At 61.4% G+C, this 23,705-nt stretch carries 19 protein-coding genes and 1 pseudogene; 8 read left to right on the top strand and 12 right to left on the bottom strand.

Annotation, left to right across the window (positions count from 1 at the left end; genetic code table 11):
* Window positions 1-53 precede the first annotated feature (53 nt).
* The 7 genes from AB4Y34_RS14605 to AB4Y34_RS14575 form a co-directional block, all read right to left on the bottom strand.
* On the bottom strand, window positions 54-794 hold the full coding sequence (locus AB4Y34_RS14605; protein WP_368716411.1) for a membrane integrity-associated transporter subunit PqiC: 741 nt from the start codon (window positions 792-794) through the stop codon (window positions 54-56).
* A complete protein-coding gene (locus AB4Y34_RS14600) occupies window positions 791-2,386 on the bottom strand; it encodes an intermembrane transport protein PqiB (RefSeq protein ID WP_368716410.1) in 1,596 nt (531 codons plus the stop codon). The genes AB4Y34_RS14605 and AB4Y34_RS14600 overlap by 4 nt, the downstream gene beginning before the upstream one ends.
* Entirely contained in the window at window positions 2,358-3,779 is a 1,422-nt protein-coding gene (locus tag AB4Y34_RS14595) for a paraquat-inducible protein A (RefSeq protein ID WP_368716476.1), read from the bottom strand. Before AB4Y34_RS14595 ends, AB4Y34_RS14600 begins: the two co-directional genes overlap by 29 nt.
* A 164-nt stretch (window positions 3,780-3,943) precedes the next feature.
* Window positions 3,944-5,425, bottom strand: coding sequence for an efflux transporter outer membrane subunit (locus AB4Y34_RS14590; protein WP_368716409.1), 1,482 nt, complete (start codon window positions 5,423-5,425; stop codon window positions 3,944-3,946).
* 2 nt (window positions 5,426-5,427) lie between these two features.
* A complete protein-coding gene (locus tag AB4Y34_RS14585; protein ID WP_368716408.1) occupies window positions 5,428-8,601 on the bottom strand; it encodes an efflux RND transporter permease subunit in 3,174 nt (1,057 codons plus the stop codon).
* Window positions 8,598-9,722 carry an efflux RND transporter periplasmic adaptor subunit gene (locus tag AB4Y34_RS14580; protein WP_217910464.1) on the bottom strand — a complete coding sequence of 375 codons (1,125 nt, stop codon included), beginning with the start codon at window positions 9,720-9,722 and terminating at the stop codon, window positions 8,598-8,600. Before AB4Y34_RS14580 ends, AB4Y34_RS14585 begins: the two co-directional genes overlap by 4 nt.
* Window positions 9,723-9,791: 69 nt before the next feature.
* Window positions 9,792-9,980, bottom strand: a complete 189-nt coding sequence (locus tag AB4Y34_RS14575) for a hypothetical protein (RefSeq protein WP_176381923.1) — start codon at window positions 9,978-9,980, stop codon at window positions 9,792-9,794.
* A gap of 219 nt (window positions 9,981-10,199) precedes the next feature.
* Between AB4Y34_RS14575 and AB4Y34_RS14570 the strand changes: the two genes are divergently transcribed.
* A complete protein-coding gene (locus AB4Y34_RS14570) occupies window positions 10,200-10,961 on the top strand; it encodes a TetR/AcrR family transcriptional regulator (RefSeq protein ID WP_176381920.1) in 762 nt (253 codons plus the stop codon).
* A 104-nt stretch (window positions 10,962-11,065) separates the two neighbouring features.
* Here the strand turns inward: AB4Y34_RS14570 and AB4Y34_RS14565 are convergent, their stop codons facing one another.
* Window positions 11,066-12,121, bottom strand: a complete 1,056-nt coding sequence (locus AB4Y34_RS14565) for an AI-2E family transporter (protein WP_176381918.1) — start codon at window positions 12,119-12,121, stop codon at window positions 11,066-11,068.
* A 356-nt stretch (window positions 12,122-12,477) separates the two neighbouring features.
* Window positions 12,478-12,660: a hypothetical protein gene (locus AB4Y34_RS14560; protein WP_368716407.1), complete on the bottom strand. Its 183-nt coding sequence runs from the start codon at window positions 12,658-12,660 to the stop codon at window positions 12,478-12,480.
* Between the two features lie 1,029 nt (window positions 12,661-13,689).
* Between AB4Y34_RS14560 and AB4Y34_RS14555 the strand changes: the two genes are divergently transcribed.
* Both AB4Y34_RS14555 and AB4Y34_RS14550 read left to right on the top strand, forming a co-directional pair.
* Entirely contained in the window at window positions 13,690-16,230 is a 2,541-nt protein-coding gene (locus AB4Y34_RS14555; protein ID WP_368716406.1) for a DUF3772 domain-containing protein, read from the top strand.
* A gap of 74 nt (window positions 16,231-16,304) precedes the next feature.
* Window positions 16,305-16,801 (top strand): annotated as a pseudogene (locus AB4Y34_RS14550) (substrate-binding domain-containing protein); the annotation flags it as partial.
* Window positions 16,802-17,166: 365 nt separating this feature from the next.
* Here the strand turns inward: AB4Y34_RS14550 and AB4Y34_RS14545 are convergent.
* Window positions 17,167-17,946, bottom strand: a complete 780-nt coding sequence (locus AB4Y34_RS14545) for an SDR family NAD(P)-dependent oxidoreductase (protein WP_368716405.1) — start codon at window positions 17,944-17,946, stop codon at window positions 17,167-17,169.
* Window positions 17,947-18,087: 141 nt separating this feature from the next.
* On the opposite strand from AB4Y34_RS14545, the gene AB4Y34_RS14540 reads away from it, so the two are divergent.
* Together AB4Y34_RS14540 and dctP are read left to right on the top strand one after the other, a co-directional pair.
* The gene (locus AB4Y34_RS14540; RefSeq protein ID WP_368716404.1) at window positions 18,088-18,993 is read left to right on the top strand and encodes an AraC family transcriptional regulator N-terminal domain-containing protein; all 906 of its coding nucleotides are present in this window, start codon (window positions 18,088-18,090) and stop codon (window positions 18,991-18,993) included.
* Window positions 18,994-19,218: 225 nt separating this feature from the next.
* The gene (dctP, locus tag AB4Y34_RS14535; protein ID WP_368716403.1) at window positions 19,219-20,019 is read left to right on the top strand and encodes a TRAP transporter substrate-binding protein DctP; all 801 of its coding nucleotides are present in this window, start codon (window positions 19,219-19,221) and stop codon (window positions 20,017-20,019) included.
* A gap of 197 nt (window positions 20,020-20,216) precedes the next feature.
* Here the strand turns inward: dctP and AB4Y34_RS14530 are convergent, their stop codons facing one another.
* Window positions 20,217-20,618, bottom strand: coding sequence for a hypothetical protein (locus tag AB4Y34_RS14530; RefSeq protein WP_368716402.1), 402 nt, complete (start codon window positions 20,616-20,618; stop codon window positions 20,217-20,219).
* Between the two features lie 288 nt (window positions 20,619-20,906).
* Here AB4Y34_RS14530 and AB4Y34_RS14525 point away from each other — a divergent pair, with 288 nt between their 5' ends.
* The 3 genes from AB4Y34_RS14525 (at window position 20,907) to AB4Y34_RS14515 (ending at window position 23,109) form a co-directional block, all read left to right on the top strand.
* Window positions 20,907-21,248 (top strand): DUF4148 domain-containing protein, encoded by a 342-nt coding sequence (locus AB4Y34_RS14525; protein WP_176381911.1) that lies wholly within the window; start codon window positions 20,907-20,909, stop codon window positions 21,246-21,248.
* A gap of 151 nt (window positions 21,249-21,399) precedes the next feature.
* Window positions 21,400-21,798, top strand: coding sequence for an RcnB family protein (locus AB4Y34_RS14520; protein WP_176110790.1), 399 nt, complete (start codon window positions 21,400-21,402; stop codon window positions 21,796-21,798).
* A gap of 63 nt (window positions 21,799-21,861) precedes the next feature.
* A complete protein-coding gene (locus AB4Y34_RS14515; RefSeq protein ID WP_368716401.1) occupies window positions 21,862-23,109 on the top strand; it encodes a GNAT family N-acetyltransferase in 1,248 nt (415 codons plus the stop codon).
* A 301-nt stretch (window positions 23,110-23,410) separates the two neighbouring features.
* Here AB4Y34_RS14515 and AB4Y34_RS14510 read toward each other — a convergent pair whose 3' ends face one another.
* Window positions 23,411-23,686 (bottom strand): proprotein convertase P-domain-containing protein, encoded by a 276-nt coding sequence (locus tag AB4Y34_RS14510; protein ID WP_368716400.1) that lies wholly within the window; start codon window positions 23,684-23,686, stop codon window positions 23,411-23,413.
* Window positions 23,687-23,705: the final 19 nt, after the last annotated feature.

Below are 23,705 nucleotides of genomic sequence, written 5' to 3'. Positions count from 1 at the left end.
GCGGAACGTTTCTGGCGATTGGTCCCTGTCCCGACTGGCGACGGGCTGCGAATTTATCCGCCGGAGCGCGGAGCCGCCGGCCTGTTTACCTCGGTTTGCGCCCCGCCTGAAAATGGCGGGCAGGACAGCGTTGTCATTCCCCTTCCGCCGCGCCCACCCGTAAGGCCAGACGGCCGATCCGCCGCGGTCGCCGCGAAGGCGCGCACGACCTCGGCTATCTGGTCAGCAATCGCATTGATCGCACGACGATGCCCCTCGACGATGCCCTGGTATCCGCCAGACACGGGCTCCGTCACAGTGCTGTGGCAAGTCAGCGTCTGCTGGCCTGCAGACCCGCTCACACTCCACACGGCGTCAACCAGCACATGTGAACCGGGCCACGATTCGAAGCGCTGAACATCGACGCCAATCTGATAGACAGGAACCGCATCGCCACGACCAATCGCGCTGGCAGCGGATGCGGCGGCCTGTTGGCTCACGCGAGCCACGAGTGCATAGCGAATCTCGTCCGGAAGCGCCGACGACCATTGGTCGTCTTCAAGCACCTGCACCTGGGCCGCATTGACCTGCACCACAAGCTGGCTTCGGGCGACTGCGGCCGGCACTTTGACCGGGCGTACATCGATCCGCAAAGCGGGGCTTGTCACACTCTTCGCGACAGCCGGCTCTGCGTCCGTTCCGAGCGTATAGACGCGGGTCGCCGGTGATGCGCACGCCGTCACAACGGCCAGCCCGACGACAGAGACGAGTGTCCTCATCATGGTGCGGAACGAGCGGGATTGCCTCGCGATCATTGCTGGTCTCCTTTCTTGCCAAACAGCAGCGCCTGTGGATGCCGCTCCAGGTAGTCGGAGAGCGCATTGAGCGATTGCAGCGTGCGCGTGAGCTGCTGCATGGCGTCCTGAACGTCCGACTGCATCGGCGCAGTCTGCCGGAGTGTCGATTCCGCAGTCGCGAATGTCTTTTGCGCGGCGGCGAGCGTGTCGCGTGCCTGCGGCACGATCTCCGTGTCCATATGTCCGAACAGCTTGCTGGCGTTCTCCAGGGCACCGTCGAGGTTCGCGCCGATCCGGTCGAACGGCACTTGGTTCAGCTTCCTTGCGATGTCCGCAATCTGCACCTGCAGCTCGTCGAGCGTATTCGGCACGGTCGGCAGATTTAGCGGGTTGCTATGCACGTCCACCGTCGCGCGAGGCGCTTTCGGGAACATGTCCAGCGCGACATACAACTGTCCCGTCAGGAGATTGCCGGTCCGCAATTGCCCGCGCAGCCCTTCCGTCACCAGGTGTTGCAACAATTCGTGCCCGCCAGGCGTGTCCGGCGCCGGCAGCGCTTCGCTGGAGCGCCGGCTGAGCCGGTCGGGGTAAAGCGCCATCGCCACCTTCATGCTGAAGCTCTTGCGCTTTTCGTCGTACTCGATGCCGATCTGCGTCACCTGCCCCAGCGCGATCCCGCGAAGATCGACGGGTGCGCCAACCGACAGTCCGCGCAAAGACTGATCGAAACGCATGACCACGTTGAGCGGCTGGCCGTCGGGCTCGCGCATGGCGTCCGATTCATCCGCGGCGAGCCGGAACTCCGCCTTGTCTGCCGCCGGTGGGCCCGCGTCCTGCCCGGCCGGAGACTGGAACGCCAGCCCTCCGACGACGACAGTCGCGAGCGATTGCGTATTGAGCTTCAGCCCGTTGGAGTCAAGACGCAGATCGACGCCGCTTGCATGCCACCACCGCGTATTGGTACCGACGTACTGGTCGTACGGTGCATTCACGAAGACATTCACGATGACGCCCGCGCCGTGAGGATCGAGCGAGTAGCCGATCACCTGACCCGCCTGGATACGGTGGTAGAAGATGGGGGCGCCGATATCGATCGAGCCCAGCGAGTCGCCTCGCAGCGTGTACTGATGCCCCGGTTGTCCCGTGGTGACAATAGGCGGACTTTCAAGACCGAGGAAGGCGGTTTGCCGCTCGGTCGAGCGCCCGATGTCCACGCCGATGTAGGCGCCCGAAAGCAGCGTACCGAGGCCGGAGATGCCATTGGCGCCGACGCGCGGGCGTACTACCCAGAACCGCGTGCCTTGCGTGGCAAACTTCTCTGCGTCGTTGCTCAACTGGATACTCGCGATAACATGCCGCAAATCCGCGGACAACGCAACGGCTTGCACGACACCGATTTCAACGTCCTTGTACTTGACCTTCGTCTTGCCCGCCTCGATGCCCTCGGCGTTATTGAAGGTGACCGTCACGACGGGTCCTTTTTCCGCAACGGATTTGACCACCAGAGCAACGCCGATCAATGCCGAGATCAAAGGCACTAACCAGATCAGGGATGGCAGCCAACGCTTGCGCGGCTTGATGTCAGGTCTGGATAGATTGGAAAGATGCATCGTCTTTTTCAGGAATTCGGTTTTTCAAGAGAGGAGCAGCTAGAGCTTCATCGTTCGCAGTTGAAGCGGCACGCGGCCCCGGACCCACGTTGTCCCAGATGAGCCGAGGATCGAATTGATGCGATGCAAGCATGGTCAGGATCACAACCGCTCCGAAAGCGAGGGCGGCCGGTCCAGCAGTAATGACGGCGAGCGAGCCGAAATGCACCAAGGTGACTGTCAGTGCAACGACGAACACGTCGAGCATCGACCACCGGCCAATGCGCTCGACGAGCCGGTACAGGGTCGCTTTTTCACGAGCGCGCCAGCCCGAACCGCGCGAAGCGGCCACCGTGAGAAGCGTGAGAACAACGAGCTTGAGAACCGGCACGAGAACGCTGGCGATGAAGACGACGACAGCGAGCGGCCAGTCTCCCGAGGTCCAGAAATACGCCACGCCGCCAAGGATCGTGTCGTCTTCCGAGCCGCCCACGGATGACGCGTGCATGATCGGCAGCAGATTCGCCGGAATATAGGCAATCGCGGCGGCAAGAAGCAGACTGGCCGTCCGCGTAAGACTGTCAGGATTGCGTTCGTGCAGCACATGCTGGCATCGGGTGCAGCGCTGGTGGGCATCCTTTTCGCTACGCGTCTGAACGAGTCCGCATGCGTGACAGCCGACAAGTCCGGCTCGCCGTGCCGTGATGGCGGTCGACGAACTGGCTTTGCGCGCCCCCGAGGGCCGCATGAACCGCTCTCGCCCGGTGCTCACCTTCGACCACCGAACGTCCGCCACTCGCGAGCGCCTGATTTCTTCACTGATCGCCCAAAGCCCGCTCGGGTCGAATGAAGCAACCACGCCCAGCATGACGGTCAGCGTGCCTAATGCGAACAACCCCGGTCCCGGGATCACTTGCGCGATGCTGACCATCTTCACGATCGTCACCAGCACGCCGAGCATGAACACTTCGACCATGCCCCACGGCCGGACGATCTGCACGAGACGCACCATCGCATTGAAACGAGGTGGCCGTATACCCAACCGCAGCGGCACCAGCACATAGAGCAATGCGAGCAATTCGATCAACGGAAAAAGTACCGCCGAGCACAACACCATCACCGCGACGACACGCATGTCGCCGAACCACAGCGAGCGCACGGCGCCAAACAGCGTCGCCTCGGACGTCATGCCGCTCGCGTGCATTTCGATGAGCGGGAAACTCTGCGCGATACAAAAAACGATCAACGCGGCGAGCGTCACAGCGCAAATCCAGTCGAGCGACAATGCGCAACCCGGTAGCGCTGCGAAGCCCGCACCGCATCGCGAGCAGGCCGCACGGTGTCTTTTCGCGGCAGCGGGCTTGCGAAACAACAGGTCGCATTCGTGGCAGACAATCAGTCTTTGGTAATCCATACGGAAATAAAGCGGAAAACCGCGGGCATTCACACTCGCAGCAGGCCCAGACCGCGCGTTGCAGCGCGGACCCAGCCGGCAATCGATGTGGGTCCAACGGCTATCGACGTGGCTCGAGCCACTACTAAACGGCGAGGGCGGTCCCGCTGGATCGCCCTCGTGTGTCACGAGCGCCCGGTCTTTGCAGTCAATGCGGTCGCTTGCTGGGCGTCGGGCAGTTCTCCCATCGCCTGGAAGAGCGCCGCCGTATCGCCCATGCGCTGACCTGCGGCACGTGCTGCTGCGATTTGCGCGTTCAGGTAGCGCGATTCGCTGGCGTGCGTTGCCGCCGAAGGCAGCGAGCCCATGCGGTGGCGCGACGCGGTGTCGTCGAATGCCGTGCGCGCGGCATCGGCGGCGGCTTCGCTCGACGCCAGAGTCTGTGCGTCGTTATCCAGCGCGGCGAGCGAATTCGCCACGTCCTCGAACGCAGACAGCACGGTCGCCTTGTAGTGCAGCACGGCGGCGTCGTACGCATCGATCGACGCGCGGCGTTGCGCGAACAGCGCGCCGCCATGGAAGATCGGCTGCGAAAGGCTCGCTCCGATGGCCCACAGTCCGCCCGCACCCGAAACGACTGCCGGCCAGCTGAAGCCGCCGCGCCCCATCGCGCCCGTCAGCGACAGGCTCGGGAAGAGTTGCGCCGTTGCCTCGCCCACGTCGGCGGCTGCGGCCTTGACGGCCGCGTCGGCTGCCTGGATGTCCGGGCGCGAGCGCAACAGGTCCGAAGGCACGGCTACGGGCACGCGCTCCGGCAGCGACAGGCTGTCCAGATCCGGCACGCTCGGGGCATTGTCCGGTGTACGGCCAATCAGCACCGCGAGTGCATGAACCGCGGTCGCGCGTTGCTGACGCAGTGCAGGCAAGCTCGCCGCGATGGAGGCCGCGTCCTGCTTCGACTCGAACGCCTGGGCTCGCGAAACCGAGCCGAGCGCGTAGCGCTGTGCGTCTTCGTTCGCCGCATCGTTCGATACGGCGGCGAGCCGCTCGGTGAGTGCAATCTCCCGGTCGAGGGCCGCCACGTTGATCGTGGCTGCCACGATGTTTGCCGCGAGCGCACGGCGCGACGCTTCCAGCTCGAACGCCTGCACATTCACACGGGCCGCGCTCGCGGAGTTCGCATAGCGCGTCTGGCCGAACAGGTCGAACGTGTAATGCGCTTGCAGCTGCCCGGCAAAGAAGTTGTATTGCACCTGCTCGGGCAGGCCAAGCTGGGGCGCGACCGGTGAACGGGCGCGCTGCACCTGCGCTGCGCCGTCGATCGATGGCAGCTTCGATGAGCCGATCTGCGCGCGCAATTGCTCCTGCGCCGATGCGAGCGTACGCTGCGTTGCCGCAAGCGTCGGGCTGTTGCGCAGTCCTTCGTCGACGAGTGCGTCCAGCGCGGCACAGTGGTAGAGCCGCCACCACTGCGGCCCCGGCGTGGCGCCGACATCGAAGGTCTGCGCAACGCCGCCCGCTGCCGCCGTCTTCGCAGGCTGCGCCTGCGCACCGTAATGCTCGGGAGACGGCATCGCCGGCGGCTCGCCGCTGGGCCCGAACGAACACGCCGTCATGGCGAACGCCGCGGCCGCCGCAAACACGGATGCCTTGTAAGTAAAACTCATGATCAAACCTCCGTATGCTCGACGACGACCGGTTGCTCGCCGCGCTCGTCACGACGGACCCTGAAGCAGGTCGCGTAGAGTGCCGGCAGGAAGAACACGGTCAACAATGTGGCGACGGTGATGCCGCCCATCAGCGCAGTCGCCATCGGCCCGAAAAAGCCCGAGCGCAGCAGCGGAATCAGCGCGAGCACGGCGGCGGCGGCCGTCAGCATGATCGGCCTGAAACGTCGCACCGTTGCGCCGATGATGGCGTCGAAGCGCGGGTGCCCCGCCGCGATGTCCTGATCGATCTGGTCGACGAGAATCACGGAGTTGCGCATGATGATGCCGAACATCGCGATCACGCCCAGCAGCGCGACGAAGCCGAACGGCTTGCCGAACAGCAGCAGCGCTGTCACGACGCCGATGAGACCCAGCGGCGCGGTCAGCACGACGATGAAGGTGCGCGCGAAGTTCTTCAGCTGGATCATCAGCAGCGTCAGTACCGCAATGATCATCAGCGGCATTTCCGCATTGATCGACGTCTGGCCCTTCACGCTCTCCTCGACTGCCCCGCCCACCTCGATCCGGTAGCCCACGGGGAGCTTTGCGCGCACAGCCGTGAGTGCGTTCTCGATGTCGTGCGTCACGTCGATGCCCTGCGCGTCGCCGCGCACGTCGGCCTGCACGGTGATGGTTGGCTGGCGGTCACGCTCCCAGATCACGCCATATTCGAGCGTGTCGCGCACGTGTCCGAGCGAGCCGAGCGGAACCGGGCCGTTCGGTGTCGGAATCGCAAGGCTCGTGAGCTTGGCGGGATCGACGCGCTCGCTCTTCGGCGCTCGCAGATCGACGTTGATCAGCTTGTCGCGCTCGCGGTACTGCGTGACGGTGTAGCCGGACAGCGTCATGGCCAGGAAGCTGGAAACGTCCGCTGACGTGACGCCAAGCTGCCGCGCGCGGTTCTGGTCGATCTCGAACGAAATCGAGCGTTCGGCCGGCTCGTCCCAATCGAACTGGACGTTGCGCGTGCGCGAATCGGCACGGACTTTTTCCGCGACCGTATCCGCGATCGATCGCACCGTCGCGATGTCGTCACCGCTCACGCGGAACTTGATCGGAAAGCCAACAGGCGGACCGTTCTCGAGCCGTGCGACACGTGTGCGAGCACCGGAAAAGTCCTTTTCCAGTTTCGCGTCGAGCCAGCGCATCAGTTCCTCGCGTGTTTCGACGTCCTTGGCCGTGACCACGAACTGCGCGAAATTGGGCTGCTGGAGCTGCTGGTCGAGCGGGAGATAAAAGCGCGGAGCACCCGTGCCGACGAAGTCGACGTAGTGGTCGATTCCGGCCTTGCCATCGAGAACCTTCTCGAGGCGCTTCGATTCACGCAGCGTCGCCTCGAACGAAGCGCCTTCAGGCAGCCTCAAGTCGACCAGCAATTCAGGACGCTCGGAGTTCGGGAAGAACTGCTGCGGCACGCGCGTGAACGCAACCATGGCGAGCGCGAACAGGCCGCAGGTGACGCCGAGCACGATCCAGCGCCGCTCGATGCACCAGGTGACCCAGCCCGACAGGCGTCGGTAGAAGCCGGTGTTGTAGACGGCGTGCTCATGGTCGTGCCCGGCGCCGGCGTGAGCCTTGCGCTCGGGCAGCATATGAAAGCCGAGCAGCGGCACCAGCACGACCGCCGCGAACCACGAGACGATCAGCGCGATGGCCGACACCTCGAAGATGGAGCGGGTGTACTCACCCGTGCTCGATTTCGCCAGCGCGATCGGCAAAAAGCCCGAGACCGTCACGAGGGTGCCGGTCAGCATCGGAAATGCGGTACTCGAATACGCAAACGCCGCCGCGCGCATGCGGCTCCAGCCCTGCTCCAGCTTCACCGCCATCATTTCGACGGCAATGATCGCGTCGTCGACCAGCAGCCCGAGCGCGAGCACGAGCGTGCCAAGCGAAACCTTGTCCAACCCGATACCGAAGGTATGCATGCACAGCGCGGTCACGGCAAGCACGATCGGGATCGTGATCACCACCACCATGCCCGTGCGCAGACCGAGCGAAACGAGGCTCACGACCAGCACGATCGCGACGGCTTCTCCGACCGAACGCACGAATTCGTCCACGGAGTGCTTGACCGCGTGCGGCATGCTCGAAACCGGCACGAGCTTCAGACCCGCCGGCAGCGTTGCCTGCAGTTCGGCAGTCTTCGCGTCGAGCGCGCGACCGAGGTCGATGACGTCGCCGCCCTTTTGCATCGTCACACCAATGCCGAGCACCGCCTGGTCGCCAACGCGCATCTGCGTGACGGGCGGATCGTCGTAACCGCGCCTGATCGTCGCAATGTCGCCGAGGCGGAAGGAGCGCTTGTTGACGGTGATCAGCGTGTCCGCAAGCGCGCGCTCGTCCTTGAACGCGCCGCTCGGACGCACGAATACGCGGTCGTCCGCCGTGGTGATCGTGCCGACAGGCGCGACGGCATTCTGCGCGTCGATCGCCTGAGCAAGCTGTTGCGGCGTGATCGAAAGACGCGTCAGTTGCGCGTTCGAAATCTCGACGAAGATGTGCTGATCGGGGTCGCCGAAGTAGTCGACCTTCGCAACGCCGGGCACCCGCAACAGCACCGTGCGCAGCCCGTCCGCATAGTCGTGCAGTTGCGCCGGTGAGAAGCCGTCGCCTTCGAGCGCATAGATGTTGGTATAGACGTCGCCGAATTCGTCGTTGAAGAACGGTCCGACCGTCCCCTTCGGAAGCGTCGCCTGGATGTCGCCGACTTTCTTGCGAACCTGGTACCAGGTCTCGGGCACCTCCTTGACCGGCGCCGAGTCCTTCATCGCGAAGAAAATCATCGACTCGCCGGGCCGCGAGTAGCTCTTGATGTTGTCCACATACGGCGCCGCCTGCAACTGACGACCGATTCGGTCGGTGATCTGCTCCTGCACTTCGCGGGCGGTCGCGCCCGGCCAGTACGTCTTGATCACCATTGTGCGAAACGTGAAGGGCGGATCTTCCGATTGCGCGAGGTGCGTGTAGCCGATCACGCCGAACAGCGTGGCGAGCCCGATCAGAAAGATCACGAGCTGCTGGTGCGTCAGCGCCCATGCGGAGAGGTTGAAGCCTGTACCGCTCGCGCGTTCCTCGCCAGAAGCATTTGCCGGCGCCCGTTCGACCGAAGTTTCGTTGTCGCGCGCGTTCATACCGAGCCCTCCCGATGCAGCGGAGGCACCACTTGAACTTGCTCCCCGGAGCTCACGGCATGCACCCCCTGCAGGATCACCCGGTCGCCATCGTGCAGTCCCGCACTGAGCGAGACCGTGCGCTCGTCATACCGCTGTATCGTGACGGGGCGCAACTCGAGCGTGTCGCTGCCTTTACGCACGACCCACACGGCCGGGTTATCACCCTTGTGAAAGAGCGCCGTCACCGGGAGCGTAAAGATCTGGCCGACACCGAGATCGTCGGCTGAGCTGAATGCCACATTCGCGGTCATGCCAAGACGCACGTCGGGACCCGGCGCAGTCAGCGTGAGCTTCACGCGCCACGTGCGGCTTTCGGCGTCGGCCGCCGCCGACACCTCGCGCACCTGCGCTTCAAACGTCTTGCCGGGCAGCGCTGGCAAGGTGACGCGCGCCTTGCTGCCGACGGCCAGGGAGCTCACGGTCCTTTCGGGCGCGTCGCAAACGATATCGATGTCGCCGGTCCAGTCGAGGTGATACACAGCCTGCGTTGCCTGAACATTCTGGCCGGTATCCGCATCCTCCGATGTGATGACACCGTCGTGGTCCGCGGTCAGCGTCGCGTAGCGCAGGTGATCCGTCGCGAGCGCCATCTGCGCGAGAGCGGAAGTGCGCTGTGCGAGTGCGGAAGCGTAGGCGTCCTGAGTTTGCTCAAGCTGAGAGGGCGCGATCAGGTTTGCGCGCGCCTGCGCCTCATCGCGGTCGAGCTGCTGCTTCGCGAAGACGAGGCGATGCTCAGCCGCATCGAGTTGCGCGCGCGCATTGACGAGGTTGTTCTGCAGATCCGTCGGATCTAGCAGTGCAACGGTCTGTCCCGCCTTGACCGTATCGCCGATATGCACTCGGCGCTCGATGACCTTGCCTCCCACCCGGAACGACAGAGGCGTGGAATAGCGCGCCTGCACCTGTGCGGGCAGCGAGGTGCTATCGACGCGCTCATCCGGGTGAACCGCAAGCGCAACGACGGGCTTAACCTCGGCGACCACCGCGTCGCGCTGGTGGCATGCGCCAAGGACGATGGCGCTGCACGCCGCAAGGACGATAGTTGCCTTGCGTGTGGATGGAAAGAAGCAAGGTAACAGGGAGCGCACTCGTTTCAGCGCGACAAGACCGGAATGTTTCACGATGTTCACACAAGGCAGGTGATGAAGTCAGGTAGAAAAGTCGTCCGCGCCGATGGCCAGCCGCGCCTGCGGGACGTGCGTTGCCAGTAACGCGAAAACAAAGCCATTGATGCGGAATTGATCCTCTTTGATGACCCGATGGAACGGCGGCACAAGTTCCTTGACAGACCATCGCATCGGGTAAGCAACACGTGCCTCGAAGCGGGTCTGCGCCATTTGACAGGCACATTCGCTGATGCACGCGCTCGTCTGCACGACGTGTGCGGACTCGGGCGCGGGGCAACTAGTAGCGCCCCGGAGACTGGTTCGCCGCTCCCCGGTTCCGCCGTTTTCCCGCTTCCGCCGTCGCACAGATGACATTAAATCCATTTCTGATTATATTGTCAACTATGAGATTTAAATCTACAATCTGTGGCATACAGAGGAGGAGTTGACATGCCCAACGTTCCGAGTTCGCGCACGAACCGTCGGCAATCCAAAAAGGGATCGAGTCCATCCAATTCCGTCCGCGAACCCATCGGAGCAGGATCGCCGCGCGTGGCCCGGCGCAAGCTCGAAACGCGGCTTCGTCTGCTCGATGCTGCGTTCGAACTGGTGGCGCAGAAGGGGATGGACGGCGTCACGATCACCGAGATCACGAACGCCGCCGACGTGGGATTCGGGTCCTTTTACAACTACTTCGACTCAAAGGAAGGGATCTTCGCGGCGCTTGTCGAATGGCTGTTCGAGGAATTCGCCGGTACGCTCGATCGCCTGGCCGCGGGATTGCCGGACCCAGCGGAAGCGGTTGCAGTGTCGGTGCGTCATACGCTTTTACGCGCGTATCGGGAGCCCGTTTGGGGGCAACTCCTGATACGCGAAGGGCTGTCAACGCGCGTACTGAGCAGGGGACTGGGTCAGCGGCTGCTGCGGGATACGAAGAGAGGGATCTCGGAACGGCGCTTCATGGTCGCGGACGAACTGATGTGTGTGTTTTCCGTGATCGGCACTGTTGTCGCTGGTGTAGCAGCTGAGCTTCACTTCTCCGGATTTTCAAACCGGGCGGTTCGCGCACGAAAGACCCTTCGATCCAGGCACGAAAAGTTCGCCGAGAGCACGGCGGCCACGGTGCTGCAGGCGTTCGGCATCAAGCGCGCGGAAGCAGAAAAGATTGCTCGCCGTCCACTTCCTGCACCCACTCGAGCGGCGCCCATCTGAAGCGACAGGCGGTTTCAGGCTCGGCGCCACATGCCTTCGCACGCAAGCGAGCATCATCCGCTGTTTGCTGGCGCAGTGCGCAACTACTGCTGGTCTAAAAACGATCAGTCATGGTAAAGCGCACTTGCCAGATAGCCCCGCCGTAGTTCCCGTAACGCTGAAACAACGACGGCACTCACCGGCAGCGCCAGCAGCACGCCGAAGAAACCGAACAGTTGCCCAAACGCCAGCAACGAGAAAATAACCGCCAACGGATGCAGGCCAATGCGCTCGCCAACGAGCCTCGGTGTCAGAACGACACTCTCGAGGATCTGTCCGATTCCATATATGACGGCCACCGCTGCGAAGCCGTACCAGTTCCCGAATTGCAGAAACGCGGCGAGCAGTGCAAGGACCAGCGCGGTCGAGAAGCCGATATACGGCACGAACACGGCAAGTGCAGTGAGAAGGCCGACAGGCAGCGCAATGTCCAACCCGGCGATCGCCAGCGCTGCGGGGTAAAACACCGCAAGTATCACGACGACGAGCAGTTGCCCACGGAGATATTGCGCCAGCATCTGGTCGATCTCCGCAACGAAGTGGCGAGTTTTTCCGAGCCAGCGCCGCGGCACAAAACTCTCCATGCGCTCGAGCGCCTCATGCCTGTCGTAGAGAAGGTAGAAGAGAACGACCGGCACCAGCACCGCATTGCCCACCAAGCTGATCATCACATTGCCGCTCGTGCGCAAGTACTGCCACACAGCGAGGACAGCGCCGTGTTCGCCTGAAGTCAGTCGCGCTGCCAATGCGTCGCGAACATGCTCAAGATCGAGCGAATGGTTGATCCCCAGGAAAGCCAGCCGGGGTTTCAGCGCAGCGTCCAGTTTGGCCGCCAAGGAGGGCACCTCTTTTGCGAGTTCGGGCCCTTCTCTCTGGATGACCGCGAATACCAGCAAAACAAACAGCAGAACAAGCGACGCGAACAGGGAAATCATGACGAACGCCGCCAGACCGCGGGGTGCGCGATGCCGTACGAGCCACTCCACGCCTGGCTGCAAAACGTACGCGATCATGGCACCGAGCAGAAACGGCGTCAGGACGGGACGCAGGACCCATAACAGGATGCCAGCCGATAGGGCAACTGCTCCCCAGAACAATGATTGGCGATGGTAGACAGTCATACGTAAAGACCTTTCTGCGTTAAAGCTCAGTTCGGCAGGCGAGGGGCGCTGCACAATTCGCCTGACTCGCATGCGCTGCCCTTATCCTGCCGTCATCGCCGCACATTTGCCGTCCCCGCGATGACAGTGGCGACACACCTGCAATCAGCACGAGTGATATTATCATCATTATTGGTTAGATCGTCAATCATGAACTGATCTCCCCTGCTCCGGGACATGCCGAGCACCTGACGACAGCGATAGCCGCATTGGTACCGACCATTAACGGTAGGAGCAGTGCGGCAAGCGACCTGTTCATTGACACCTCCCCGGAGCGTTGCATGTGTTCTCGGGCAGCCACTCGGGCCAAACAAAGTTCAGTGCATCTGCCCGCTATTCAGTGTGAGCAGGCGCTCCAGCTCTAGCAGGGCCTCGCCAAGCAGGTCGATGGCGCCGTTGGGCGTGGACGCCGTCGCTGCACTGCGAAGCGCGGCCTGTACGATCTGGTGAGCGCTTTCTGGTCTTGCGTTACCGATCCTCGCAATGAATTGCTTTTCCATAAGTACTCCTTCTCTCGACAATAAGAACCCGGCACCTGATGGATGAGGTGACGGCGGCGGGAAGTATATTTGCCGTAGACCTTGAAGGGACGCTCGCAATTGTGTGTTTCCATCTTGCCAACGAAGGAGGCGATGGGCGTCCGTGGGAGCTCGCAAGGTTGCGCCCGGCGGAACTGTTCGTTGCCGTGCAGTTGCTTGTGAGTGGTTAGCGATTCGATAGACTCTCGCTCAACGAACTGGCGGCTTGCTGCCCCAGCACGTTATTTCAGAAATCCGCGTCCTCTTATCTCCGACGCGCTAGTGGAGAGACCATCATCGTGAAGGCAAGAAAGTTCATCCCGGGTACCGTTCTCGCGTCTGCGCTAACCGTACCGGCTGTCTCATTCGCACACAGCACCAGCTCGCCAATGAGCGAGCTAGTGCACGCCCCGGTTCGGCCGCAGGGTGCAAGCTACCTGGACAGAACAACCGCCGCCGCAGCCTACCCAATGGACTTTGCGTGCGCCAAGGCGCGGATGCAAGCCCAACAACAGGCGTTTGAACATTATGGTGGCGTGAGAAGCTCGTCCGCAAAGCAATTGTCAGTCCAACCGGTTTCCGGCAGCGGCGTGATATCGGATATTTGAAGTTAGCGGCGAAAAAGTTCAGGTGGCCGGTTTTTTTCAGGGCGGCAAAGTTAACGCAACAGCCCCTCGCTTCCGCAATTCCCCCAATAAAACTGTCGAAGCTGCTTGCGGCCGCGAAGTCCTGCGCGAATGCGCACGACACTCGCGGCCGGTATGGATGTTTGTACTGCAGTGCACTCTTTTGCCGACCGCCCCACGATCTGTTACCGCGCGTTGCGTCGACGGGCGCTTGTCGCGAACTCGCTACAATTATGGTTTATATATCACTGATGATATACTAATCACTTTAGACATCGGACAGCGAACGTCTCCTGCGCTACCGGCATGGGCACATCGGTGATGGCACCTGCTGCGCCATGAGGCAGGCAATGACGTTTTGCGCGTCTCCTTCCCTGCCCGAGCCATGCGACAAGTACTTTTGGTCACTTTCCGCCTCATCGTTCTTACGTTGTGGGCCCTTGTCCCGGCCGTTGCATGCTCGGCGGGCGGTCCGTCTGACGGGGCTGACCGCGGGTACGTCGCGCCCATCGCTGGTGTGGGTTCTGAGGCGGCGGAAGCACTCAATGCGCTTCAGGCCAGGGAAGAGGCGGTCAGGCAGCGAGCGTCGAGGGCAACCGGTGATGCAGAACTGATCAAACTGGACTTGCTGAGCCGGCGCATGGTCGACGACGTCGACACATTGGTCGCAACCTCGCTGCAGCCCGAGCTCGAACGGACACACGCGCAGCTCGATTTGCTCGGCGCGGCACCCATCGCCGGTGCAAGGCCGGAAACACCCGCCGTCGCCCAGCAACGCGACGCCCTCACGGCGCAGCAGGCGCGGCTTGGTGCGCAGCTCCGGCAGGCGCGAAGCATTAAGGGCGATCTGGTCAACGTCGATGCACAGATCGGACGATTGCTCCACGAACATCTGAAAGACCAACTGGCGCTCCGCACCGACAGCATTCTGAGCACTGCGTTCTGGGTACCCATGGTTCACCCGGAAGCGGCTGACTATCAGAGTCTGCGAGCGTTTGGAAAGCAGGTCGAAAAGCAGATGCAATCGATGTGGCAACCGGGACGCTTCCTCGCCACCACGATCCTTCTGCTGGCCGCGGTAGCCTGCGCAACAGTCGGTGCCGGCCTTCTTGAGCGAACGCTAGGATGGGTTTGCGTTCGCCGTCTGCCGGAAGGACGGCTGCGCCGCAGTGCTTTCGCGATATCGACCGTACTTGCGACGCTTGCGACCACGGTGGTTGCAATACACCTGGTCGGCGTGGCGATTGGCGGTCGACAAAGCTTGTCGCCCGCCCTGCAGACCTTCACTGACGAGCTTGTCAAGCACATCGTCAATTGTGCGTTGATCCTCGCACTTGGCAGGGCGTTCCTGTGTACAGAGCATCCTACCTGGCGCCTGCCTGCTATCGCTGATCCTGTGGCGCAGGCGCTCAGATCTTTTCCACGGACATTGGCCGCGCTCCTGCTATTTTCAGGGGCGATAGAGCAGATCAACAGAGCGGTGGACACCAGCCTTCAAATCACGATTTTCACTCGCGGTCTGGTCGCGTTGATCGTCGCGTTGGCCATCGGCGCTTCGTTGCTTCATGCGAACCGGGTACGTACCGCTCCGGCCGCAGCCGGAAATTCACCGGAAGGTCGGTCAACAGTTGCGGGTCTGATTCACGCCGCTGTCTGCGTTGTCGTAGTGGGCGCCCTGGCTGCATTGGTCTTCGGATACATTTCCGTTGCGCGTTTCCTGACCTACGAACTCGTGTGGTTCTATATCGTTCTGTGCAGTCTCTATTTTCTGGTGATGCTTACGCGCGATGTATGCGAAAGCATCTTTTCGCCGACGCATGCAAGCGGTAATGCGATCAAGCATCTGTTTGGCCTCGAAAACGCCCATCTCGCGCAGATTTCGACAGTGCTTAGCGGGGTTTTGCGAAGCGCGCTCATCGTCGCCGCAGTCGTTGCGCTGCTCACAGGCGGTCTCGGAACAACGCCCGCGGACCTGATCGACAGCATTCTCGAGGTGCTGGGCGGCGACCGACTGCGTGCGCTCAATATCGTCCCCGCTCACATCTTTAGCGCCGTGCTCACGGCCGGCGTCGGAATATATCTGGTGCGGTCCGTGCGCAAATGGTTAGACAGGGAGTTGCTGCCTAAGACGGAAATGAGTCCCGGAATGCGGGCGTCGCTGCTCACATTGTTTGCGAACATCGGTTACGTGCTCGTCATACTGCAGTCGTTGTCGGTGCTAGGCGTCAGATGGCACAACCTTGCGTGGATAGTCAGTGCGTTGTCGGTGGGAATCGGTTTCGGTCTGCAGGAAATCGTAAAGAACTTTATTTCCGGACTAATCTTGCTCGCGGAGCGGCCGGTGAAGGTGGGCGACATGATCAGTATCGCCGGCATCGAGGGAGACATACGGCGCATTAGCGTGCGTGCCACCCAGATCCAGCTTGCGGACAAGTCGACTGTGATCGTGCCGAACTCACAGCTCATCTCGCAGAACGTGCGCAACGTCACGATGGGAAACACCACACAGGGTATCGCCTGCCTGGTGCTCACGTTCGCCCTCGACGTCGACCCGGAGCAAGTCCGCGACATTCTTCTCGATGCTTACAGGGATCATCCTTCGGTTCTGGCACATCCGGCGCCATCCGTCATGTTCAGTCAGTTGACGGCCGAAGGCATTACGCTCACCGTTATGGGGCATGTGAGGAGCCCCAGGATCGCTGCCGACACCAAAAGCGAACTCCTGTTCGCCATCCTCAAGCGGCTCCGTGGCGCGGACATCCCTTTGTCGAACCCACGAACGGTTTTGATCCATGCACCGCGCGGTTGTCTCCCCAATGGGCTTGGGGCGGCTGCGGGTGGACCGCACCATAGCAGTTCTTCGTCAGCCGGCACCACGAGCGTATCGGCGAATACGCGAAATATTGCGAGCAGCGTCGAGGCGTAGCGCAGGTCTTGCGAGGATTGCCAGTCGACCGGCCTGCACAAAGCCATCAGCGCCAGTAAACGCCCTGCGCAGGCGGGCTGAAGATCGTCGGCTCGGTCCACGGCGACTGGACCCAGACGGTCGCGCAAAAGCAGGTCGCGGGCATTCTGCCGACTTTGCGCAGATCGACGGCGTCGTGACGCAAGGCGGCGACGGCTTCGGCGCCGCGCAGGCGATCAAGACGGCGGGACGGCCGACGCCGATCATCATCCTCGGCAACCGTCAGGAAGAACTCGCGTGGTGGGCCGATCAGAAGAAGAGCGGCTGCGAGACGATGTCGGTGACCATTCCGCCCGGCGCGTCGACGTTCGCGTTCCGGGTGACGCAGCAGATTCTGGCCGGCAAGAAGGTGCCGCACGATATCCGGATGCCGGTGCACGAAGTGAAGCCGGAAGAACTCGATGCGGTGCTCGGGAAGACGCCGGCCGGTGCGCTGGCGAACAAGGAGTACACGCGCGACGAGGTGGTTGCCGTGATTGATGGAAGAAGTGAGCTGACGGCGCCTCGAGCACCCACGCGGCCATCGCCCTGAGCCACAGACGACGCCTGGATTGTAGGAGCCGCACCGGCGTCTTTGACCGCTAGCGGCTATACGAACGTCGTTTTCAGCAACGCTTCGGCCGCGCGACGGCGCGGCTGAAGCGTTTGCTGGCCGGGCGGTTCGTTGGAGACCCAACCTAGGGCTGGATCGCTCTCGGCAAGCAGCGGGTCGCCCACGGCGCTACAGTTTCACAGCTTCGCCGTTCAGCCCCGCTGACGCACGCGCTGTGGTCATGGCGGTGCGCACATATGGGGGCGTCATCTTGACGAATGGGCGTGGCGATCCCCGTCATGCATAAATGTACTGAGCATTGACTTGGCACCCGGCCTCGAGCTGCCGCCGCTAGCGACGGCGAGTCAGATTTGAATGCCACCCGCCACTTCTATGCGCTGCGCGTTTACCCAACCAAAGTCATCCGACAAAAGACCGGCAATCACTGGACCCACATCCGACGGCAGTCCGGCTCGGCCAAGAGCGGTATGGTCGGCGACGGTCTTGTTGACCTGCGGATTGTCTCGCACGATGCCACCACTAAAGTCCGTCGCGATTGCGCCTGGCGCGACGACGTTGACCGCGATCCGGCGCGGCGCGAGCTCAAGGGCCATATAGCGCGTCAGCGCTTCAACGGCTGCCTTCATCGGCCCGTAGATCGCCCGCCCCGGAAACGCGAAACGTGCCAGCCCCGAGGAAATGTTCACAATGCGTCCGCCGTCGTTGATGAGCGGCAACAGCTTTTGCGTCAACAGGAACGGCCCCTTGAAATGCACCGCGAACTGAGCGTCAAGCTCCGCTTCGGTGCCCGCTGCGAACGTCGCCGCTGACGACGTCCCTGCATTGTTCACCAGGTAATCGAAGTGTTGCGCGCCCAACTGCCCGAGTGCCTCTCGCAGACGTGTGACGAAATCATCAAATGCGCTTGCATCACCCACGTTCAACTGGAGGGCAAGCGCCTGTCCGCCCGTTTCGGCAGCCATCGCACAGACCTTTTCCGCCTCGACTCGATTCGAGTGATAGGTGAAGACCGAGCGGACTCCACGAGTCGCGAGGCGCAGAACTGTGTCGCGGCCTATCCCGCGACTGCCTCCGGTGACGACCGCGATTCTCGAAGTCGGGTGACGACCATTGTTTGTTGCCATTTGGCACCTGGCGGGAAGTTTGAAAACCTCAATTCTCCCGGCAGAGCCACCAGCAGTTAATACCCGAAGCTACCCAAATCTTGCCTGATCCTGCTGCGCTCACTAAGCTTGATCCACGCGCATGCTCCATACAAGGCAGCTATGTCGAACGAACTGGCCGTTGCACTACTTCGTTATATCGAAACGCGAACAGGAACAAGCCCATACCGCACGGCCGTCGACGGGCTTCTGATTCTGCGCTCCGACCACCCGAAGCCGCCGACATTTCTCGTGGCGCGCCCAGCACTGTGCATCGTTGCACAAGGTGCCAAATGGGCCAGCTTCGGTGGGGCGAAACTGGAGTACCGGGCCGGACAGGCGCTGGTGGTCGGCGTTGAGACTCCGTCGCAGGGCCGCGTGTTCGAAGCGAGTCCCGACAATCCTTGCCTGGTTCTTGTTCTGGAACTCGACCTGATAATGATGCGCGCCGTTGCAAGGGAGATGTCGCCACCACCTGTGGCGGCAGGAGATGCAAGCTGCGGCGTGTTCATCGCGGACTTCGACGGTCCGCTGGCCGATTGCGCGTTGCGGGTTGTACGCTTGCTGGATACCCCGGACGCGGTCGGAATTCTTTATCCGCTGCTCATGCGGGAGATTTGTTATTGGTTGCTAAGAGGTCCGAAAGGTCCCGAAATAGCAAAGCTGGCGTCGAGCGGAAATGCCTCGCACGGTGTTCTGCGCGCGATGGAAAATATCAGAACTCGATTTTCGCAGCCAGTGCGAGTGGAAGATCTGGCTAAAATCGCCCAACTGAGTCCGTCGGCGTTCCACCGTCAATTCAAGGCGCTGACCGGACTTTCCCCTCTTCAATATCAGAAGCAATTGCGCCTACTGGAGGCCCGCAGGCTGCTGCTGTCACAGTCGATGAGCGTTCAAGCCGCCTCATTTGCGGTGGGATATGAGAGCCCTTCGCAATTCAGTCGGGAGTACGCGCGGATGTTTGGCGCACCGCCCAAAAGAGACAAAGAGGACTCAACCAATGCGAAGACGATGCGCGAGGCTGCTTGAGTTACTCCGGGGTTCCGGGGCTCCCGCTTCGTGAGCCCGCGCGTCGCAACGTAAGCGCGTCGGCATCTGCCTGCGCCAGTCAGAGAGTGACAATTTCAATGGGGACGGCTCCAGCACGGTTCCTGCATGGAAGTCCGCTGTGTTGCACAGAGCGGGCGCTCGCATCACCGCGTCGCAACGATTGTGAACGGCTGCAGGTGGCCACTCATTGCCTCATGCAAGTCGATGCCTACGGCGTCTCAAACTCGGCCGTTACGTGATCTGCTGGAACACTCTGTAGCGCGTGCAGCAGTCTTCGGCAACAGCGCACTCGGCTCGGAGAAAGACACGATCGACCAGGTGCGCATCGGCGCACTCGACATGACGGGTGCCAACGGTGCTTCATTCACCGAGATCGTGCCGGAAATCATGGAAGGCCAGAAGATCCTCAACGCGTTCACGGCGAAACGCATGGTCGCTCTGACGTTCTACGAGAGCGGCGCTAGCTCGATGTACGCGAAGAAGGCGATCAAGTCGCCGGCAGACATGAAGGGCCTGAAGGTTCGCGTGCAGCCGTCGGACCTGATGGTCGACGAAATCAAGGCAATGGGTGGCATCCCGACACCGATGCCGACCGCTGAGGTGTACACGGGCCTGAAGACCGGCATCGTGGGCAGCGCAGAAAACAACTTCCCGACTTATGAAGAAGGCAAGCATTTCGAAGTCGCCACGGTCTATTCGGAAACCCAGCATACGATGACCCCCGAAGTGCTGGTGTTCTCGAAGAAGGTGTGGGACACGCTGACGCCGCAAGAGCTGCAGATCATCAAGAAGGCTGCGGCCGACTCCGTGCCGGTGTATCAGCAGTTGTGGACCGCACGTGAAGTCGAAGCGCAGAAGACCGTCACCGCAGGTGGCGCAACGATCACCCCGGCAGCACGGATCGACCGTGCCGCGTTCGTGAAGGCGACCCAGCCGGTGTGGGCGAAGTACGAAAAGACCCCGCAGATGAAGCAGATCGTCGACGAGATCCAGGCGATCAAGTAAGTCTCGCTCCCTGGCGGCAATGGTCCCGCGAGATTCTTCGCGGGACCTATAGTGCAACAGTAGAGACGGGTGCCAATCGTAACGACGTCAGCCAACTCGCTCCACCATACGTTGACCTTGCCGACGAAGCCTCGATGAATGCTATAGGTCGCGCTCGAGAGGATCGTCTCGTCATGTCCGCTGGCTAGTACAACGGCTCAGTGTGACTCAGCCGGACATCCAGCAAGTCGAGTCGCGCCTGTACTGCGTGTTCGGCAACGGCGCAAGGAGATATCGGAGCCCTTATCCGCCCAGGACCGCCAGATCATGATCCCTCCTGTCGCGAGACCATAGATGCCAATGGCCGCACCGATCACGACAACGACGAAAATGATCCAGTCCGACGTGATGAATACTGGCTTGCCCTGATCGCGGTCAGCCCAGACGTAGAGCGCGGTCGCAAGCGCATACGGGACGGCTGAAAGCAAGATGAATTTCAGACCGCCGGCAAAGAGCAAGAACACTGAATGGATCACGGCAACGCCTGCGATGACGAGATCGCGCCCACGCTCCTGCGGGGACACCTCATAGTCTCTCAGTTTGGAAGACTGTGAATCCATAAGCCGCCACGAACTGATCCGCAGTTCCAAGGTCGTGCGAAGGCTAGTGGCTTCGCGAGCGCGCACTACGACAGCCCCTCCTCGTCCCTGCCCGCATGTGGATTGCCATCTAATTTATCCTATATATCTGCTGTTGTGCCGTAATAGCCTATGTTTATTACGCTGAATGCAATAGTTTCTTGCAAAGTAGGTGTTTACCCTCGTTTACTATTTCCTTACACTTCTCTTGACGGTTGAAAACAGGCAGAAGCTTGTAACGTCCAACCAACAACCAAGGAGGTAGTAACCATGAAGCCCCTCGTTAAACTCGCCGCCTTTGTCGCTGCCATCGCCTTCGCTGCTCCGATTACGGTTTTCGCCGCAGCGAACGCGGCAGCAAACCATCCACTAACCCGCGCTGAAGTCCGTGAGCAACTGGTCGAAATAGAAGCAGCGGGCTACAACCCAGCCCGTGCGAACCCGCGCGAATATCCAGCGGACATCCAGGCTGCTGAAGCCAAGCTTGCTGCGCAACACGGGGACACGTCCGGAGTGGGTGGCGTCATAAGCGGTTCGTCCGCAGCGGGCGGCCATGCCTACACGAGCGAAGCAGCCCGCACCGGCCCGGGTTCCGTCTACTTCGGTCACTAACCGGCTGACTGTCGGACGGCTCTTCGTCCGACCGTCCATGGAAGTGCGCAGAGAGCCTGCGCACTGACCATCTCCGCTGAACGGCGAGGGAAACATCATCGCCGTCAAACGCCACTGTTTCATATCGATCAATTCTCCTCTCGAGGCAGCCATGAAATCAAAATTGCTCGCGCAACTCATGATTGCAGCCCTACTCGGTGCGTCGATCCCCGCTTTCGCCCAGCCTCACGACAATCAGCATCACAGTGACTGGTCGGCGCACGGTCCCAAACAACACGACATGCGTCCGCCGCCCGTTCACGGTCATGGCCCCATGCCGCAGGAGGCCTATCGCGGGCGGCCGGGCGGCCCGATGCCGCACGCCGACTGGCGTCAGGGCGATCGACTTCCGTCCGAATACCGCAATCACAACTACGTCGTCGACGACTGGCGCGGCCACGGCCTCCGACCGCCGCCGCACGGTTATCACTGGGTCGGGGTGAACGGGGATTACGTGCTCGCCGCTATCGCGACTGGCATCATTGCGGACGTCCTGTTCTCCAGCCACTAACACCGGCGGCAACAATGTCGACGAGGCTTCGCCTAAGATAAGAAAGCAGGATGTGCAGTCGTTTTGAGTTTGCCGCTGGTCCTCGGCCCGTTCGCGATGAAACTACTTCCACCACGACTGAACACCCGCCTGCAACTACGCAAGAAACTGCGTCGCGCTAGCGGGTTTCAAATCGCCATTGCTCATCGCCTCCGCCAGCTCAATGTGGAGGATTGGCGCTCGGTAACTGCTGGGCAGAGCTTTTATTTTTCCCCGGAATACCTGCAAATGATTGAAGCGGCAGGTCCAGCCAATCTACAGCCGCGCTACGCCTTGATCTCGGATGACGACGGACCGCGCGCCACTGTCTGCATGCAAATCGTCCAGGTGAGCCTCGACCACCTAGGCGAACAACGCAACCACAAACTCAAGGTTCCATTCAAAGAGCGCGTGCTTATCTGTGGCAACCTGCTCAGCTACGGGCAGCACGGTGTTTGTTTCGCGCCCGGCAGCACCCCTGCGGACCTATGGCCCGCCGTGGCGGAGGCACTGTATCGTACCCGTCGAAGCGAAAAGCTGGATGGCCAGACCAACGTGATTTTGGTCAAGGACATTCTGGAGGCCGACAAGATGCCCAGTGCCTGCCTCGGGGAACTCAGCTATTCCGCCGTCGAAACCGAGCCGAACATGGTGCTGACGCTACCTGAAGGTGTTCATACCCACGATGACTATCTTGCGAGTCTCGCTTCCAAGTATCGCAATGCCGTCAAGTCCCAGATCTACAAGCCATTCGAGGCGGCTGGATTCCGGATCGAGCGTCTTGACCAGGTGACGCCGTTTTCTGCACGTTTGCAAGATCTCTATCTGCAGACTCACACTAATGCCAAATTGCGCCCGTTTATGTTGGAACAGGAATACTGGTCGGCGTTAGCGCTAGCTGCCGCTGCATCCATCGCGTTCCACGTCGCAGTCAAGGGAAGCCAAATTTACGGCTTCGTTGTTACGCTCAAGGATGCTGAGACGGCGGTCGTCTGGCACATCGGCTTCGATCGCGAAACAGCCGCGAATGGTGTGCCGCTATATCTGCGCCTGCTGCATGCGTCACTGACGCAGGCAATTGATTTCCGTTGCCGACGTGTCTCTTTCGGCAGGACAGCGCTCGCACCTAAAGCGCGCATTGGCTGCCGGCCGGAGCCGATGCAGATTTGGGTACGCCACCGCCAGCCTCTGCTAAACCAGGCCATCGGCCCTTTGCTGCGATTGATCCAACACGAAGATGCGCCGGAATGTTCTCCTTTCAAAAAAACAACGAACCACTCTGAAGGGTTTTAATAGTCGTATTCCAGACATCGACTCCCGCCTCTTAGCGAGATCGGTGCGCATTTCGAGGGTCTCGGTTTCGTGAGGGTTTGGTCGAGTCCTGGTCAAGCGGCGCCGCATTTGGCACAGGCCACACGCTGGTACTGCCGATCACGGGCGCGTTGCGACTCCGCAGCTGCGCCTGCGCTGCGGAGGCCCCGACACCCTGTCTGAGTGCTGTACCTTGCGCATGCGCGAGCATTGCGCATAGCAGGATCGCAACCGCCAACATCCCGAATCGAAACGCGCTCACACTCTGCGAAGCTCCAGTCCGTCAATGACCGAGCACATTGAGAGCCACCGCTGCCACTCCCATTGGTGCACCACCGCGAGTATCGACATCGACGAAGCGCAAGATCCATGTGCCCGATGCACTCCCGCCATTGAAAGCATTTGACGCGAGAAGCCAGTTGGTAACAGCTGCGCCGGTGTTCTCGAAGCCGTTGTAGGCGTTCTGCAGCACGCTACGGGTGCCACTTGGCGAGATCACTTCGACCGCGAGATCGCTGAGGTTCGCCGACACCAGCCTGCAACGGGCAGAAAGAGGCAATGGCGCTCATGTTTGCAGA

The organism is Paraburkholderia sp. BR10954, from assembly GCF_040965775.1.
Taxonomy (GTDB): Bacteria; Pseudomonadota; Gammaproteobacteria; order Burkholderiales; family Burkholderiaceae; genus Paraburkholderia; species Paraburkholderia youngii.
Note: the sequence above shows the minus strand (reverse complement) of the source record. Positions and strands in the feature narration are given on the sequence as shown.

What these genes read in the sequence shown, in the direction of transcription:
- AB4Y34_RS14605 (WP_368716411.1), bottom strand. Translation starts at nt 794, where the DNA reads ATGATCGCGAGGCAATCCCGCTCGTTCCGCACCATGATGAGGACACTC.
- AB4Y34_RS14600 (WP_368716410.1), bottom strand. Translation starts at nt 2,386, where the DNA reads ATGCATCTTTCCAATCTATCCAGACCTGACATCAAGCCGCGCAAGCGT.
- AB4Y34_RS14595 (WP_368716476.1), bottom strand. Translation starts at nt 3,779, where the DNA reads ATGGATTACCAAAGACTGATTGTCTGCCACGAATGCGACCTGTTGTTT.
- AB4Y34_RS14590 (WP_368716409.1), bottom strand. Translation starts at nt 5,425, where the DNA reads ATGAGTTTTACTTACAAGGCATCCGTGTTTGCGGCGGCCGCGGCGTTC.
- AB4Y34_RS14585 (WP_368716408.1), bottom strand. Translation starts at nt 8,601, where the DNA reads ATGAACGCGCGCGACAACGAAACTTCGGTCGAACGGGCGCCGGCAAAT.
- AB4Y34_RS14575 (WP_176381923.1), bottom strand. Translation starts at nt 9,980, where the DNA reads ATGGCGCAGACCCGCTTCGAGGCACGTGTTGCTTACCCGATGCGATGG.
- AB4Y34_RS14570 (WP_176381920.1), top strand. Translation starts at nt 10,200, where the DNA reads ATGCCCAACGTTCCGAGTTCGCGCACGAACCGTCGGCAATCCAAAAAG.
- AB4Y34_RS14565 (WP_176381918.1), bottom strand. Translation starts at nt 12,121, where the DNA reads ATGACTGTCTACCATCGCCAATCATTGTTCTGGGGAGCAGTTGCCCTA.
- AB4Y34_RS14560 (WP_368716407.1), bottom strand. Translation starts at nt 12,660, where the DNA reads ATGGAAAAGCAATTCATTGCGAGGATCGGTAACGCAAGACCAGAAAGC.
- AB4Y34_RS14555 (WP_368716406.1), top strand. Translation starts at nt 13,690, where the DNA reads ATGCGACAAGTACTTTTGGTCACTTTCCGCCTCATCGTTCTTACGTTG.
- AB4Y34_RS14545 (WP_368716405.1), bottom strand. Translation starts at nt 17,946, where the DNA reads ATGGCAACAAACAATGGTCGTCACCCGACTTCGAGAATCGCGGTCGTC.
- AB4Y34_RS14540 (WP_368716404.1), top strand. Translation starts at nt 18,088, where the DNA reads ATGTCGAACGAACTGGCCGTTGCACTACTTCGTTATATCGAAACGCGA.
- dctP (WP_368716403.1), top strand. Translation starts at nt 19,219, where the DNA reads ATGCCTACGGCGTCTCAAACTCGGCCGTTACGTGATCTGCTGGAACAC.
- AB4Y34_RS14530 (WP_368716402.1), bottom strand. Translation starts at nt 20,618, where the DNA reads ATGGATTCACAGTCTTCCAAACTGAGAGACTATGAGGTGTCCCCGCAG.
- AB4Y34_RS14525 (WP_176381911.1), top strand. Translation starts at nt 20,907, where the DNA reads ATGAAGCCCCTCGTTAAACTCGCCGCCTTTGTCGCTGCCATCGCCTTC.
- AB4Y34_RS14520 (WP_176110790.1), top strand. Translation starts at nt 21,400, where the DNA reads ATGAAATCAAAATTGCTCGCGCAACTCATGATTGCAGCCCTACTCGGT.